This is a genomic window from Dactylosporangium sp. CS-047395 (assembly GCF_050942185.1).
Classification (GTDB): Bacteria; Actinomycetota; Actinomycetes; order Mycobacteriales; family Micromonosporaceae; genus Dactylosporangium.
The window spans coordinates 7052866-7066819 of record NZ_CP192015.1; the positions used below are offsets into that span (position 1 = coordinate 7052866).

The window sequence follows — 13954 nt, forward strand, 5'->3', positions numbered from 1 at the left end:
GTAGAGCGCACTCTTACCGTTCTCCGAGCTGCCGGGGCTATCTTTGGGTCATGCGCCCAGCCGGGAAGCCCGAGCCGCAGTGGGCCGGACCCGAGGTGACGATCATCCCGGAACCCGGCCGGACCAAGCCCGAACCCGCCGAGCCCGCGCCGTCATGGCGCTTCCGCCGGCCCGGACAAATTCCCCCAAAGACCAGCGAACCCGCCGCGAAACCGGCAGCGAAACCGGCATGGCCGGCCGCGAAACCGGCATGGCCGGCCGCGAAGCCGACGCCCGAGCCCGAAGAAGAGCCGCCGAGCCGGAAGCCGGTCGCGCTGAGCCGCCGGGACCTGGCGATCGGCGTCGGCGTGGTGGTCATCGCGATCGTCGTCACCGGCATCCTCGCGTTCCGGGCCGGCGGCGGCGCCCAGCCCGGCGCGGCCACCCGCCCCTCGGCCGCGGCCTCGCCCAGCGCGTCCGGCCCGCCCACCACGGCGCAGATCTACCAGGCCGTGGCCCCGTCCGTGGTGACCATCGAGACGACGCTGCCCGACGGCGGCGCGACCGGCACCGGGGTGATCGCCAACGCGACCGGCACCATCCTGACCGCGTTCCACGTGGTCAAGGGCGGCACCGCGATCAAGGTGCGGTTCGCCGACGGCACCGAGTCGGCCGCCGAGCTGGACGGGTCGAACCCCGAGATGGACATCGCCACGCTCACCCCGGCCACGCTGCCCGACGTGCTCGTCCCCGCGGTCCTGGGCAACTCGGGGCGGATCGCGGTCGGCAACGACGTCGTGGCGATCGGCAACCAGCTGGGCCTGACCAGCAGCACCACCACCGGCGTGATCTCGGGGCTGAACCGCACCGCGGCCAACCCGGACGGCACGAAGCTCACCGGGCTCATCCAGTTCGACGCGGCGGTCAACCCCGGCAGCTCCGGCGGCCCGCTGGTCAACGGCAAGGGTGAGGTGATCGGCATCGTGGTCGCCCTGGCCAATCCCACCTCGGCGGGGACGTTCGTGGGGATCGGCTTCGCGGTCCCGATCGGCGCGGCCCTCGGCTCGACAGGACCCGGTGAACCCGGGCCGGAACAATAGGGGTAAGGACAAGCATGGACGGATCCAACGCGACCGCCGTCGAGCAGGTGCTCTACGAGGTCCGCAAGACCATCGTCGGGCAGGACGGGCTCCTCGAGCGGCTCATGGTCGCCCTGCTCAGCCGCGGCCACATCCTCGTCGAGGGCGTCCCCGGCCTGGCCAAGACCCTCGCGGTGAAGGCGCTCGCGGCGGCCATCGGCGGGCAGTTCCACCGGGTGCAGTTCACCCCCGACCTGGTGCCGGCCGACATCGTGGGCACCCGCGTGTACCACCAGCCCTCCGGCGAGTTCCAGGTCGCGCTCGGCCCCGTGTTCACCAACCTGCTGCTCGCCGACGAGATCAACCGGGCGCCGGCCAAGGTGCAGAGCGCGCTGCTGGAGACGATGCAGGAGCGGCAGGTCACCATCGGCCGCGAGACGCACCAGATCCCGAAGCCGTTCCTGGTCATGGCCACCCAGAACCCGATCGAGTCGGAGGGCACCTATGCCCTGCCGGAGGCCCAGGTCGACCGGTTCATGATGAAGGTCCTCGTCGGGTACCCCAGCCCGACCGAGGAGTTCGTGATCGTCGAGCGGGCCATCCTGCCGGAGGCGATCACCCAGGCCGTGGTCGACCCGGAGCGGCTCATCGCGATGCAGCGCGAGGTCGACGAGGTGTACGTGGACCCGTCGCTGATCGAGTACTCGGTCCGGCTCACCAACGCGACCCGCAACCCGGCCGACGTCGGACTCGGCGACCTGACCCGCTACGTCACCTTCGGCGCCAGCCCGCGCGCCTCGATCAACCTGGTCCTCGCCGCGCGGGCGCTCGCGTTCATCCGCGGCCGCGACTACGTGGTGCCCGAGGACCTCGCCGAGCTCGCCCCCGACGTGCTGCGGCACCGCCTCGTGCTCTCCTACGAGGCGCTGTCCGACGACGTCACCCCCGACATGGTGGTCGACCGGGTGCTGGCCGCCGTGCACGTGCCGGCGCCAACGCCGGCGCGCAACGGAAGCCGATAGCGCATGGCCACGGCCGCCGACCGACTGCTGCGCCGCCTGGAGTGGCAGGTGCTGCGCCGTCTCGACGGGCAGTTGCAGGGTTCGTACCGCACCGTCTTCCGCGGCACCGGCATCGACTTCGCCGACCTGCGCGAGTACACGCCCGAGGACGACGTCCGGCACATCGACTGGAACGTGACCGCGCGCCTCGACGAGCCGTTCGTGCGGCAGTACACCGAGGACCGGGAACTGACCGCCTGGCTCGTGCTGGACCTCTCGGCGTCGATGCGCTACCAGGAAGCCGACGGCAAGGACGCCACGCTCACCGAGCTGGCGGTGAGCCTGGCCCGGCTGATGACGTACGGCGGGAACCGGGTCGGCGCCATCCTGTACGACAACGCCGAGCACTTGATCTTGCCACCCCGCGCCGGGCGCCAGCACGTGCTGCGCATCCTGCACGAGATCGAGAAGGCGTCGAAGCGGGCGCCGGCCAGGGGCGCGACCGACCTCGGCGCGATGCTCAGGCTCGCGGCCGCGAACATCCGGCGCCGCAGCCTGGTCTTCGTGGTGTCCGACTTCATCGGCGAGGACTGGGAGCGGGAGCTGACCCGCCTGACGTTCCGCCACGAGGTGGTCGCGATCCGGGTCGTCGACGCCCTCGAAATGGACCTGCCCGACCTCGGCCTGGTCGTGGTCGAGGACGCCGAGACCGGCGAGCAGATCCTCGTCGACACCGGCGATCCGCAGTTCCAGCTGCGGCTGCGGGCCGAGGTCGACGCCCGGGAGGCCGGCGTGGCCGCGGCGATGCAGCGCTCCGGCGTGCGCGGGCACGTGGTCACCACCGACGAGGACCCGCTGGAGGCGCTGGTCGCCATGGTCCGCGACGCGAAGCGCAGGCGCCGATGACGTTCGAATACCCGCTCCTGGTCGCCGTCGCGGTCATCGTCGCCGCGGCGCTGATCGTGCTGTACTTCCGGCTGCAGCGCCGGGTGCCGATCAAGGCCGGCTCGGCCTGGCGCCGCCACCTGCCGCAGGTGCTGTTCCTCAGCGCGGCGACCCTGATGCTGCTCGCCGTCGCCCGTCCCGCGGCGGTGCTGCCGGTCGCCCGGGCCGCCGGTACCGTCATCCTCGCCTTCGATGTCTCCAACAGCATGAAGGCCGACGATGTGCAGCCGACCCGGCTCGACGCGGCCAAGACCGCGGCGACCGAGTTCGTGGAAGCGCAGCCCGACAGCGTCAACATCGGCATCGTCGCCTTCGACCAGGGCGCGCTCACCACGCAGCAGCCCTCCGAGGACCATGACGCCACGACCGCGGCCATCAAGCGGCTGCAGGTCAACGGCGGCACCTCGCTCGGCCAGGCCATCCTCGCCTCGCTCACGGTCGTCGTCGGCAAGCCGGTGAGCCTGCCCAACGCCGACACGGGCGAGGCGGCGCCGGACATCGGGTACTTCGGCAACGCCACGATCGTGGTCCTCTCCGACGGCGAGGACACCGGCGGCCCGGACGCGCTCGCCGCCGCCGGCGTCGCCGCCAAGGCCGGGGTGCGCATCGAGACCGTCGGGGTCGGCACCGTGGACGGGGCCACCGTCGAGGTCGACGGCTTCCAGGTCGCGACCTCCCTCAACGAGGACCTGCTGACCCAGATCGCGCAGACCACGGCCGGCAACTACCACCGGGCCGAGAACGCGCAGGCGCTGCACGACGTGTACCAGTCGCTGGACCTGCGGCTGACCACCGAGCGCAAACCGGTCGAGCTGACCGGCGCGGCCACGGCGTTCGCCGTGCTGCTGCTCTTCCTCGGGGGCATACTGATGACCACCTGGTTCGGACGGATCCTCTGATGTCGCTGACCTGGCCGTGGGCCCTGCTGGTGCTGCTCGCGTTCCCGCTGCTGCTGGCCTACCGGTGGTGGAGCCGCCGCCGCCGGCGCAAGGTGGCGGTGACGCTGTCCAGCGTCGCCCTGGTGCGGGCCGCGCTGCCCGGCCGCTCGTCCTGGCGCCGCCGGGTGCCCCTCGCCCTGCTCGCCCTCGGCATCCTCTTCGCCGGCACCGCCGCCGCGCGCCCGCAGGCCTCGGTGGTCGTGCCGGACGACGCCGCGACGATCCTGCTCGCCATCGACGTCTCCGGCTCGATGTGCTCCACCGACGTCGACCCGAACCGCCTCACCGCCGCGCAGAAGGCGGCCAAAGAGTTCATCCAGGACCACGAGGGCGGCGCGAAGATCGGGCTGGTCGCGTTCTCCGGCACCGCCGGGCTGCTGGTGCCGCCGACCACCGAGAAGGAGAAGCTGACCAAGGCCATCGACGGGCTGCGGACCTCCCGCGGTACCGCCATCGGCCTGGCCATCCTCGCCTCGATCGACGCCATCGCCGAGATCAACCCCGACGTGCCACCGACCGGCGTGGAAGTGCCCGACAACGGCGGCACCGCGGGCCAGAACACCGGCGACTACGAGCCCGACACGATCGTCATCCTCACCGACGGGCGCAACACCGACGGCGTCGACCCGATCACCGCCGCCGAGCAGGCCGCCGCCCGCCGGCTGCGGGTCTACACGATCGGCTTCGGCACCGACCAGCCCTCGCCGATGGTGTGCTCCAGCAACCAGATCGCCGGCGACCAGAGCTGGCGCGGCGGCGGCCCGGGCGGCGGCGGGGGCTTCGGCTTCGGCGGCCGCGGGCGCTTCCAGGACATGGACGAGCCGACCCTGACCAAGGTCGCCGACATGACCGGGGCCAAGTACTTCAAGGCCGACAACGCCAAGGACCTCGGCGACGTCCTGCGCGACCTGCCCAGCCAGGTGACCCTGCAGCACAAGAAGACCGAGATCAGCGTATGGTTCGCCCTCGTGGCGGCGCTGCTCGTGGTCGGCGCCGTCTTCCTGGCCCAATGGTGGTCCCGTCCCCGCCCGGCCGGTCGGGCCGCTACGGGCAGCCCTTCTCCGGGGCCACGCCGATTGTGATCAGCACCCGGGTGCCGCGGGCGACGATCCGGCCGCCGGCGGGGTCCTGGGCCAGCACGACGTCGATGTTCGCGCAGTCCACGGCGGTGGCGGCGGCCACCCCGAGGCCGGCCGTCTTGAGCGTCTTCACCGCGTCGCGGTCGTTGAGCCCGACCACGTCCGGCACCTTGACCAGCAGGTCGGGCGGGGCGGGCGCGGCCATCGCGGGCGACGCCATCAGCAGCAGGGCGGCCCCGAAGGCCGCCGCGACAAGAGTTCTCATGACGGTGAGTATCGGGACGAGCGTTGAAACGCCGTTGAAACGAGCCTGATCCGGCGCTGATGCGGTGGCCGGAAACGGAACGTTCGGGTGAGATCCGGTACGCAACCGGCACGATATCGTTCCACTCGTGACGCGGGAGGCCCGGCGCTATGTCCTCGCCGCCGCCGTGGTCGCCGCGCTTGGCACCGTCTGGTGCGTGGCCCACCTCACCGTGGGCGCCGGCACCGAGGCCGTCGCCTACGCCTTCGCCCCCGCGGGCGGCGTGTTCGCCACCGCCGCCGTCTTCCGCCTGCTGCGCACCGGCGGCCTGCGCCCCGTCGCCCGGCGGTTCTGGCGCACCATGCTCGCCGCGGTCGCGCTCGTCTCGTTCGGCTACGCCTGGTTCGCCACGGACATCCTCGTGCACTGGACCGAGGCCGCCACCCGCCGGATGCCGCTGCCCGCCGCCGCCTGCGCCGCGATCGGGTTCCTGGTCGCCATCTGGGCCATGATCCGGGTGCCGGTCGTGCCGTCCGAGGGCGTCGAGTGGTGGCGCATCCTGCTGGACCGCACCATCGGTTTTCTGGGCTGCGCGGTCGTCCTCTGGTACGCCGGACTCGCCCCCATGATCGGCGCCGCCGACCCGTGGAGCCCGCAGGCGATGGTGCTCACCGGCCTCGGACTGCTGGTCGCCGTCGGCGCCGCCACCAAGGTCTCCTACGTCGCCGGCGGCCCGGTCGACCGCGACGCGATCCGGCTCATGGCGGCCTCCGGCGGGTTCACCGCGGCGATCGTCACCGTGATCGCGGTCCGGCTCGGCCCGCCCGGCGCCGTGCCCGCCCAGGCGATCGTCATGCCGCTGACCCCGCTGCTGGCCACCCTGGCCGTCTGGGTCCAGGCGCGCGCCGACGCCGGGCTGCGCCACCGACCGGGGCGCAGCGGGGTGCTGCTGCCCTACCTCGCCGTGGCCGCGGCCGACGTGCCGCTGGTCGCCGTCGCGCTGGGTGCCCCGCTGAGCTGGCCGAGCCGCGTGGTGCTGCTGGCCGCCGTCGTCGTCACGGTGCTCGTGACCCTCCGCCAGTACCTCGCGTTCCGGGAGAACAACCGCCTGTTGCACAGCACGCGGGTGCAGGAGGAGCGGCTGCAGTACGAGGTGAGTCACGACGGCCTGACCGGGCTGGCGAACCGGGCCCTGTTCCGCGACAAGCTCGCGGCCGCCCTGGCCTCCGGCGAGCCGGTGCACGTGCTGCTCGTCGACCTCGACGACTTCAAGACCGTCAACGACCTGCTCGGCCACGGCGTCGGCGACCACCTGCTCGTCTCCGTCGCCCAGCTGCTGCGCGCCGAGGCGGGCCCGCACTCCCTGCCGGTGCGGGTCGGCGGCGACGAGTTCGCGGTCCTGCTCACCGGCCCCCGCGCCGAGCCGGAGGCGCTCGCCGCCCGGCTGCTGGCCGCCCTGGACCGCCCGATCAGCGAGCACCGGCTGCTCGTCCAGGCGAGCATCGGCATCGCCGCCGCCGGCCCGGACGCGACCGTCGACTCGGTGCTGCGCGACGCCGACGTCGCCATGTACACCGCCAAGCAGGGCGGGAAGGCGAGCTTCGTGCGGTACGTCGACGGCATGGGCGAGCCCGTGCTGGCCCACATGCGCCTCGGCGGCGAGCTGCGCCGGGCCCTGGACGACGACGAGTTCCGCGTCGTGTACCAGCCGATCCTCTCCCTCTACGACGGCCGCGTGGTCGGCGTGGAGGCCCTGCTGCGCTGGCACCACCCGGACCGCGGCGTCGTCGGCCCGGGCGAGTTCATCGCGGCGGCCGAGCGTACCGGCCTGATCGTGCCGTTGGGTCGCTTCGTGCTGCGCGAGACGTGCCGGCAGGCCGCGGTGTGGCTGCGCCGCTTCGGCCCGCACGCCCTGCGCGAGGCGGGCCTCAACGTCTCCGCCCGCCAGCTGCACGACCCGGACTTCGTCGCCGACGTGACCGCCGCCCTGGCCGAGAGCGGCCTGCCCAACGAGCGCCTGGTCCTGGAGGTCACCGAGTCCGCGGTCCTGCGCGGCCAGCAGGTCTCCCGCACCCTGCACGAGCTGGACAGCCTCGGCATCCGGCTCGCCCTGGACGACTTCGGCACCGGCGAGTCCTCACTGAGCCTGCTGCGCGCCTTCCCGGCCGCGATCGTCAAGCTCGACAAGTCCTTCGTCGACGGCATCGAGATCGACGACGGCCGCCCCGCCGCCGCCGACGCCCGCCAGGCCGTGGCCCGCGCCGTCATCCAGCTGGCCCGCGCCCTGGGCCTGGACACCGTCGCGGAGGGCGTGGAGAGCGCCGAACAGGCGGCGGTGCTGCGCGAGCTCGGGTACACCCTGGGCCAGGGCTACCACCTCGCCGAGCCGCTGACCGCCGAGGGCGTCACCGAGCTCCTGGCCCGCCAGCAGTCCATGGCCACGGCCGGGCTGGTGCGTCAGGGCCGCGCGGCGCCGGGCCAGGGCCCGGGGGTCGCGGCCGGCGTCGCGGACGGTTCGACCTCGGTGTTGTAGACCGCCATCCCGCGCGCCTGGTAGTTCGACAGCGCCGCCGGCCCGTCGAGGCTGCACGTGTGCACCCAGACCCGGCGCGTCGCGGGCAGCGACGGCCAGCGCTCGGCGAGGGTCCAGGCGCGTTGCAGGGCCACCGTCAGCAGGTGCCCGCCGATGCGCCGGCCGGTGAACTGGGGCAGCAGGCCGAAGTACGCGATCTCGACCTCGCCGCCCGCGGGCCCGTCCAGCTCCACGTAGCCGACCGGGGTGCCGCGCAGGTAGGCCACCCACGTCTCGACCCCGGGCCGGTCCAGCCAGTCGCGCCACTGCGGCCACGTCCAGCCCAGCCGGTCGGTCCAGCACCAGTCGCCGCCGACCGCCGTGTAGAGGAAGCGGTTCAGCTCCGGACTCACCACCTCGGCCCTGATGATCTCGACCGGCTCGGCGGGCGGCGCGGCCGGGCGGAGCTGCGCGGGGTCGGTCTGCTCCAGGTGCCAGGTCGTGATGTCCACGAGGATGATCATTCCCTACGGGGGCTGGCCCCAGGACGGGGGCGGTGGGCGGCGGGATGGATCGGGGCGGCCGCGGCCGGAAGCATCGATGGCATGCGAAGCATCGTGGAAGTTCCGGGGGCCGTGCGGCAGGCACGGACGCTGTGGTTCGTGGCGGTCGGGGCCGGGGTGTTCGAGACCGTGCTCGTGGTCGCGAGCGGCCGGGCCGGCGACGGGGCGGTGGCCGGGGTGGCCCTGCGCGCCGTCGTGTTCGGGGCCGCACTCTTCACAACGCTGCGGATGTACCGCGGGCAGCGCTGGGCCCGCCTCGCGCTCGCCATCGGCCTCGGGGTGCTGGGCACCCTGTCCATCGTCGTCGACCCGCTGCTGTGGCTGGCCGACGGCAACTCCGTCACCGAAGTCATCCGTAAATCCGGCGGCGTGGACCTGCTGTTCGGCGGCAGCCGCGTGCTGCACGTCGGCGCGGTGCTCACGGCGTGCGGGCTGATGTTCACGCCGCGGGCGAACCGCTACTTCAGATAGGGCCGGCGCTGTCCCGCGCGACCAGCACCGGCTCGACCAGAGTGGCGTCGGGCACCGGGCGGCCGTCCAGCTTCGCCGCCACCAGCTCCACCGCCCGCCGGCCGATCTCCTCGGCGGGGATGCCGACCGAGGTGAGCCGCGGCTTGGACCGCTCGGCCAGGTCGTCCGGGCCGATCGCGACCACCGAGATGTCGTGCGGCACCGAACGGCCAAGAGCGGCAAAAGCATCAAGCAGCAGCGGTACCGCCGGTTCGTTGTGCACCACCACGCCCGTCAGGTCGGGGTGCCGGGCCAGCAGCGACTCGGCCAGCTCCAGCACGGCGTCGGGGGTCGGCTCGCACGGCAGCGTCGAGCCGCTCAGACCCCGGCGCCGCAGGGCCTCGTGGAACCCGTCGGCCGTGCGGCGGGCGAAGCCGAGGCCCCGCTCGTACACCTCGGGCGGCGAACCGACCAGGGCCACGCACCGGTGCCCGAGGTCGGCGAGGTGGTCCACGCAGGCCGCCCCGGCCGCCCCGAAGTCGAGGTCGATGCAGGTCAGCCCGGTGCCGTCGGCGGGAAAGCCGATGAGCACGGACGGCCGGCCGAGGGTGCGCAGCCGGGCCAGCCGGGCGTCGTGCTCCTCGATGTCCATGACGATGAGCCCGTCGGCGAGCGAGCTGGCGGCGACCCGCTCGAGCCCCTTCTCCCCCTCGTCCTGGGTAAGCAGCAGCACGTCGTGGTCGAAGCGCCGCGCCGCGGTCACCACGGAGATGACGAACTGCATGAGAATCGGCACGTACAGCCCGGTGTACAGCGGCATGATGAGCGCGATGACGTTGGACCGGTTGCTCGCCAGGGCCCGCGCCCCGGCGTGCGGGTGGTAGCCGAGCACCTCGATGGCGGCGAGGACCCGGGCCCGGGTCTCCTCCGAGATGGTCCGCTTGCCGCTCAGGACATACGAGACGGTGCTCGGGGAGACTCCCGCCTGCTTCGCCACGTCACCGATCGTTGCCATGGCGCACACGGTAGCCGGTCCCCCACGTCCCGTCCCGCACCACCGCCACGCTGGTCGATCACCCCGGGCCGCCCGCTCCGCCGCGCTCGGGTTTTCGGTGGTCTGGGAGATTCGGCGAGCCATGTCCGTTTTCATGGAAGTTCCATGGATGAACCGAATGGCTACAGAACCGCTCCCCGATGACGATGGCAGGGCGTGGGGCTGTTGTCGCGTTCAGTTTCCGCCGCCCGGCCCGAGCCGGCGCCGCGGGATGTCGAGGCGCTCGAGGAGCTCGTGACCGCGCTGGCCGGCGCGTCCGACGAGGCGAGCACGTGGCGGATCACCGTCGAGTCGCTGGTGCGCTCGTACGGCTACGAGTACGGGGCGGTCTGGCTGCCGACCGGACCCGGCGGGGCGCTGGAGATCGGGCACGTCGCCGGGTCGAACGCGGACCAGGTGCGGGCGGCGCCGACCGGGATGGTGCAGCGGGCCCAGCAGAGCCGGCAGGCCATCTACGCCGGCGACCTCGACGACGTCAAGAACGACCCGCGGGCGGCCGAGGCGCGCCGGGCCGGGATGGTCGCCGCCTCCGTGGTGCCGGTCGTGCGGGACGCTGGGGTGGTGGCGGTGCTGGAGTTCTACTCGCCGTACCACTTCCACGTCGACGAACCGCGCACGCAGAAATGGAACGCCGTCCTGCGCATCGCCGAGCTGGCCCGCGCCCAGGTGCTGGCCGCGGCCGAGCTGCGCCAGGACGCCAAGGACCGGGCGGCGGTGACCGAGGTGGTGACCGCGCTGGGCCGGGCCGCGGACAGCCAGTCGGCGATCCGGGGCGCCCTGGAGACCGTGCGCAGCGCGTTCGGCTGGGCGTACGGCTCGTACTGGGAGGTCGAGGAGCGCGGCTCCGGGCCGGTGCTGGTGTTCCGGCTGGAGTCCGGCTCGGCCGGTCCGGAGTTCCGCGACGTGACCCTGGCCGCCACGTTCGCCGAGGGGATCGGCCTGTCCGGGCGGGCGTGGAAGGCGCGCGACCTGGTGTTCGTGCCCGACCTCGCCGAGCTGACCGACTGCGTGCGGGCCCCGGCGGCCCAGCGCGCCGGGGTGCGCTCGGGTGTCTGCTTCCCGATCCAGTCCGGCGGCCGCGTGGTCGGCACGATGGACTTCTTCACCACCGCGCGGATCTCGCTGAGCGACTCCCGCGCCTCGGTCCTGCGCAACGTCCAGCAACTGGTCTCCCAGCGCCTGGACATCGTCCGGGCGGGTGAGGCGGCCGAGCGCAACGGCCGGATGCTGCTGGACTCGATCGCCCGTCTCCGCGAGGCGAGCAGCGACGCGACCGGCGTGGCCCAGGAGGCGGTCAGCCGCGCCTCAACGATGACGGGTGAGGTCGACGCGCTCGGCCGGGCCTCGGCCGCGATCGGCGACGTCATCAAAATCATCTCGTCGATCGCCGACCAGACGAACCTGCTGGCGCTCAACGCCACCATCGAGGCGGCCCGGGCCGGCGACGTGGGCAAGGGCTTCGCGGTCGTCGCGGGCGAGGTGAAGGACCTGGCCCGGGAGACCGCGGCGGCGACTCAGAAGGTGGCCGACCAGATCGCCGGCATCCAGGACAGCGCCCGCTCGGTCTCGGCCGGCATCCACACCACGAGCGACACGATCGGCCAGATGGACGCGGTCCAGTCCCGAATCACCGCGATCCTGGAGGACCAGGCGCACTTGGCGACCCTGCTGAACGAGCGGTAGAGCCGCCGACCGAAAAGCGCGCGGGACCTACTGAGAGCGAACGGTGAGCCGCGGATGGTCTGTCTGGCGGCGTGGTTTACCGTTGAATGTCCTGAAGAGCGGTGGGGGAGCTTCGCTCCACCCACACCCCCTCAACAGCGCACCGACTCCTGGTCGCGGCGGGTGAAGCGTTAGTACCGGTCGCGGTCGTGGTGGTGGCGGTGGCGGTCGTCGTCGCGGTCGGAGCGGAACATGCTCGTCAGGGCGGCGGCCAGGCCGACGCCGACCACGGCGATGCCGACCTGCAGGCCCACGACCAGCCAGTCGTAGTTGTGACCGCTGACCGTGAAGTGCTTGTCGCTGTGCAGGTCCCACCGGTCCGCCGCCCAGGTGCCGGCCACCGCGGCGCCCATGCCGATGAGGATGGTCAGGATGATGCCGATGGATTGCCGGCCGGGCAGGATGATGCGTGCCACGATGCCGATGACGGCGCCGAAGATGATGGCGGCCAGGTAGTCCTGAAATTGCACCGGGTGCCTCCCCCTGCATGGAACTGACCCCCGCATTGTGCTGCCCCGGCGCAACCCCCGGCCCTCCCGCGTACGGTCATAACTAGTTGCCCGAACGCGAAGGGAAGTCCGTGATGGAGGAACGCAGCTTCGACGTCGTGGTCGTCGGGGCCGGGCCCGGTGGGGAGGTCGCGGCCGGACGACTGGCCGAGGCCGGGCTGGACGTCGCGATCGTGGAGGACCGCCTGGTCGGCGGGGAGTGCTCGTTCTACGCCTGCATCCCGTCCAAGGCCCTCCTGCGCCCGGGCGAGCTGCTCGCCGAGGTGCGCCGGGTGCCGGGGGTGACCGAGGCGGTGACCGGGCCGCTGGACAGCGCCGCCGTGCTGCGCCGCCGGGACGAGCTGATCGGCAACCTCGACGACGCCGGGCAGGTGCCCTGGCTGGAGGAGCGCGGCATCAAGCTCTTCCGCGGGCGGGGCCGGCTCGACGGGGAGAAGCGGGTGGTGGTGGGCGACGGCGACACCGTGCTCGTCGCGCGCAAGGCGGTCATCCTGGCCGGCGGGACCGTGCCCGCGATGCCGCCGATCGAGGGCCTGGTCGAGGCGAACCCGTGGACGAACCGCGAGGCGACCACGTCCAAGACGCTGCCGAAGCGGCTCGTGGTGCTCGGCGGCGGGGTGGTCGGGGCCGAGCTCAGCCAGGCCTACGTCTCGCTGGGCACGAAGGTGACCCTGATCGAGGGCGAGCACCGGCTGCTGCCCCGCGAGGAGCAGTTCGCGTGCGAGCAGGTGACGGCGTCGCTGCGGGAGCAGGGCGTGGACATCCGCACCGGACAGAAGGCTTCGGCGGTACGGCGTGAAGGTGACACCGTCGTCGTCACGCTCGGCGATGGCAGCACGGCCGTGGGCGACGAGCTGCTGGTCGCGACCGGACGGGTGCCGGACACCGAAGGGCTGGGCCTGGACACGGTCGGGCTCACCGGCGGCGGCGCCATCAAGGTCGACGAGCACACGCGGGTGCCGGGCAAGGACTGGCTGTACGTCATCGGCGACCTCAACGGCCGCGCGCTGTTCACGCACATGGCGAAGTATCAGGCGGCGCTGGCCTCCGGGCACATCCTGGGCCGGCCGATGGCGGCGACCCACCTCGCCGACGGCAGCGGCGCCCCGCGGGTGATCTTCACCGACCCGCAGGTGGCCGCGGTCGGGCACACCGAGGCCTCGGCCCGGGCGGCCGGGCTGACCGTGCGCGTGGTCGACCTGCCGACCTCGGGCAACGCGGGCGGCTCCTACTACGGCAGCGGCGCGCGCGGCACCAGCCGGTTCGTCATCGACGAGGAGCGCCAGGTCATCGTCGGGGCCACCATCACCGGCTCCGAGATCGCCGACTTCCTGCAGGCGGCGACGATCGCGGTGGTGGGCGAGGTGCCGCTGGGGCGGCTGCGCCACGCGATCCCGGCGTTCCCGACGCGCAGCGAGATCTGGCTGTACCTGTTCAACGCCCTCGGCCTGTAGCGACGACGCTTCAGAGCGGGTGCCCGATCTCCCACTCGTGGCCGAACGGATCGGCGACCCGGCCGACCTGCCAGCCGTGCTCGGGCGCGACCTCCGACGTCGGGGTCGCGCCCGCCGCCACCGCCCGCGCGTGCATGGCGGCGGGGTCGCCCACCACGAGCAGGATCCGCCCGGTGGTCCCGTTGACCAGCGGCGGGCTCAGGCGCCGGCGCTGCGGGTCGGCCGCCGCCACCCAGAACACCGCGCCCTCGACGTCGAGCTGGGCGACGATGTCCTCGCCCTCCCCGACCCGGTGCAGGACCCGCGCGCCGAACGCCGCGGTGTAGAACTCGACCGCCGTGGCCGCGCCGTCGACCCACAACTGCGGCTGCATGCTCGCCATGGCGCAACTCTAGTGAGGGCGCGGATGAGCCGGGACGGTTCGG

At 73.0% G+C, this 13954-nt stretch carries 14 protein-coding genes; 9 read left to right on the forward strand and 5 right to left on the reverse strand.

The genetic code is table 11. From position 1 onward, the window contains the following. Positions 1 to 50 precede the first annotated feature (50 nt). The 5 genes from ACQP00_RS33250 to ACQP00_RS33270 are packed head-to-tail and all read left to right on the forward strand — an operon-like array spanning position 51 to position 5024. Entirely contained in the window at positions 51 to 1079 is a 1029-nt protein-coding gene (locus ACQP00_RS33250; RefSeq protein WP_433202937.1) for a S1C family serine protease, read from the forward strand. Positions 1080 to 1093: 14 nt separating this feature from the next. Continuing rightward, positions 1094 to 2080 carry an AAA family ATPase gene (locus ACQP00_RS33255; protein WP_433202940.1) on the forward strand — a complete coding sequence of 329 codons (987 nt, stop codon included), beginning with the start codon at positions 1094 to 1096 and terminating at the stop codon, positions 2078 to 2080. 3 nt (positions 2081 to 2083) lie between these two features. After that, entirely contained in the window at positions 2084 to 2965 is an 882-nt protein-coding gene (locus ACQP00_RS33260; protein WP_433202943.1) for a DUF58 domain-containing protein, read from the forward strand. Then, on the forward strand, positions 2962 to 3903 hold the full coding sequence (locus ACQP00_RS33265) for a VWA domain-containing protein (RefSeq protein WP_433202946.1): 942 nt from the start codon (positions 2962 to 2964) through the stop codon (positions 3901 to 3903). The genes ACQP00_RS33260 and ACQP00_RS33265 overlap by 4 nt, the downstream gene beginning before the upstream one ends. Then, positions 3903 to 5024, forward strand: a complete 1122-nt coding sequence (locus tag ACQP00_RS33270; RefSeq protein WP_433202949.1) for a VWA domain-containing protein — start codon at positions 3903 to 3905, stop codon at positions 5022 to 5024. The genes ACQP00_RS33265 and ACQP00_RS33270 overlap by 1 nt, the downstream gene beginning before the upstream one ends. Here the strand turns inward: ACQP00_RS33270 and ACQP00_RS33275 are convergent. Then, on the reverse strand, positions 4987 to 5286 hold the full coding sequence (locus ACQP00_RS33275; RefSeq protein WP_433202952.1) for a PASTA domain-containing protein: 300 nt from the start codon (positions 5284 to 5286) through the stop codon (positions 4987 to 4989). The genes ACQP00_RS33270 and ACQP00_RS33275 overlap by 38 nt on opposite strands. A gap of 127 nt (positions 5287 to 5413) precedes the next feature. Between ACQP00_RS33275 and ACQP00_RS33280 the strand changes: the two genes are divergently transcribed. Beyond that, the gene (locus ACQP00_RS33280; protein ID WP_433202955.1) at positions 5414 to 7798 is read left to right on the forward strand and encodes a putative bifunctional diguanylate cyclase/phosphodiesterase; all 2385 of its coding nucleotides are present in this window, start codon (positions 5414 to 5416) and stop codon (positions 7796 to 7798) included. On the opposite strand, the gene ACQP00_RS33285 is transcribed toward ACQP00_RS33280, so the two are convergent. Further along, complete coding sequence (locus tag ACQP00_RS33285; protein ID WP_433202958.1) at positions 7723 to 8289, reverse strand: GNAT family N-acetyltransferase; 567 nt, start codon at positions 8287 to 8289, stop codon at positions 7723 to 7725. The genes ACQP00_RS33280 and ACQP00_RS33285 overlap by 76 nt on opposite strands. A gap of 93 nt (positions 8290 to 8382) precedes the next feature. Between ACQP00_RS33285 and ACQP00_RS33290 the strand changes: the two genes are divergently transcribed. Beyond that, positions 8383 to 8811, forward strand: coding sequence for a hypothetical protein (locus tag ACQP00_RS33290; protein ID WP_433202961.1), 429 nt, complete (start codon positions 8383 to 8385; stop codon positions 8809 to 8811). Here the strand turns inward: ACQP00_RS33290 and ACQP00_RS33295 are convergent. Continuing rightward, positions 8804 to 9805: a LacI family DNA-binding transcriptional regulator gene (locus ACQP00_RS33295; protein ID WP_433202964.1), complete on the reverse strand. Its 1002-nt coding sequence runs from the start codon at positions 9803 to 9805 to the stop codon at positions 8804 to 8806. The genes ACQP00_RS33290 and ACQP00_RS33295 overlap by 8 nt on opposite strands. A gap of 195 nt (positions 9806 to 10000) precedes the next feature. On the opposite strand from ACQP00_RS33295, the gene ACQP00_RS33300 reads away from it, so the two are divergent. Beyond that, the gene (locus tag ACQP00_RS33300; RefSeq protein WP_433202967.1) at positions 10001 to 11527 is read left to right on the forward strand and encodes a methyl-accepting chemotaxis protein; all 1527 of its coding nucleotides are present in this window, start codon (positions 10001 to 10003) and stop codon (positions 11525 to 11527) included. Between the two features lie 170 nt (positions 11528 to 11697). Here the strand turns inward: ACQP00_RS33300 and ACQP00_RS33305 are convergent, their stop codons facing one another. Then, positions 11698 to 12036, reverse strand: a complete 339-nt coding sequence (locus ACQP00_RS33305) for a GlsB/YeaQ/YmgE family stress response membrane protein (protein ID WP_433202970.1) — start codon at positions 12034 to 12036, stop codon at positions 11698 to 11700. A gap of 113 nt (positions 12037 to 12149) precedes the next feature. On the opposite strand from ACQP00_RS33305, the gene ACQP00_RS33310 reads away from it, so the two are divergent. Beyond that, a complete protein-coding gene (locus ACQP00_RS33310) occupies positions 12150 to 13529 on the forward strand; it encodes a dihydrolipoyl dehydrogenase family protein (protein WP_433202973.1) in 1380 nt (459 codons plus the stop codon). Between the two features lie 10 nt (positions 13530 to 13539). Here the strand turns inward: ACQP00_RS33310 and ACQP00_RS33315 are convergent, their stop codons facing one another. Further along, entirely contained in the window at positions 13540 to 13911 is a 372-nt protein-coding gene (locus ACQP00_RS33315; protein ID WP_433202976.1) for a VOC family protein, read from the reverse strand. Positions 13912 to 13954 lie beyond the last annotated feature (43 nt).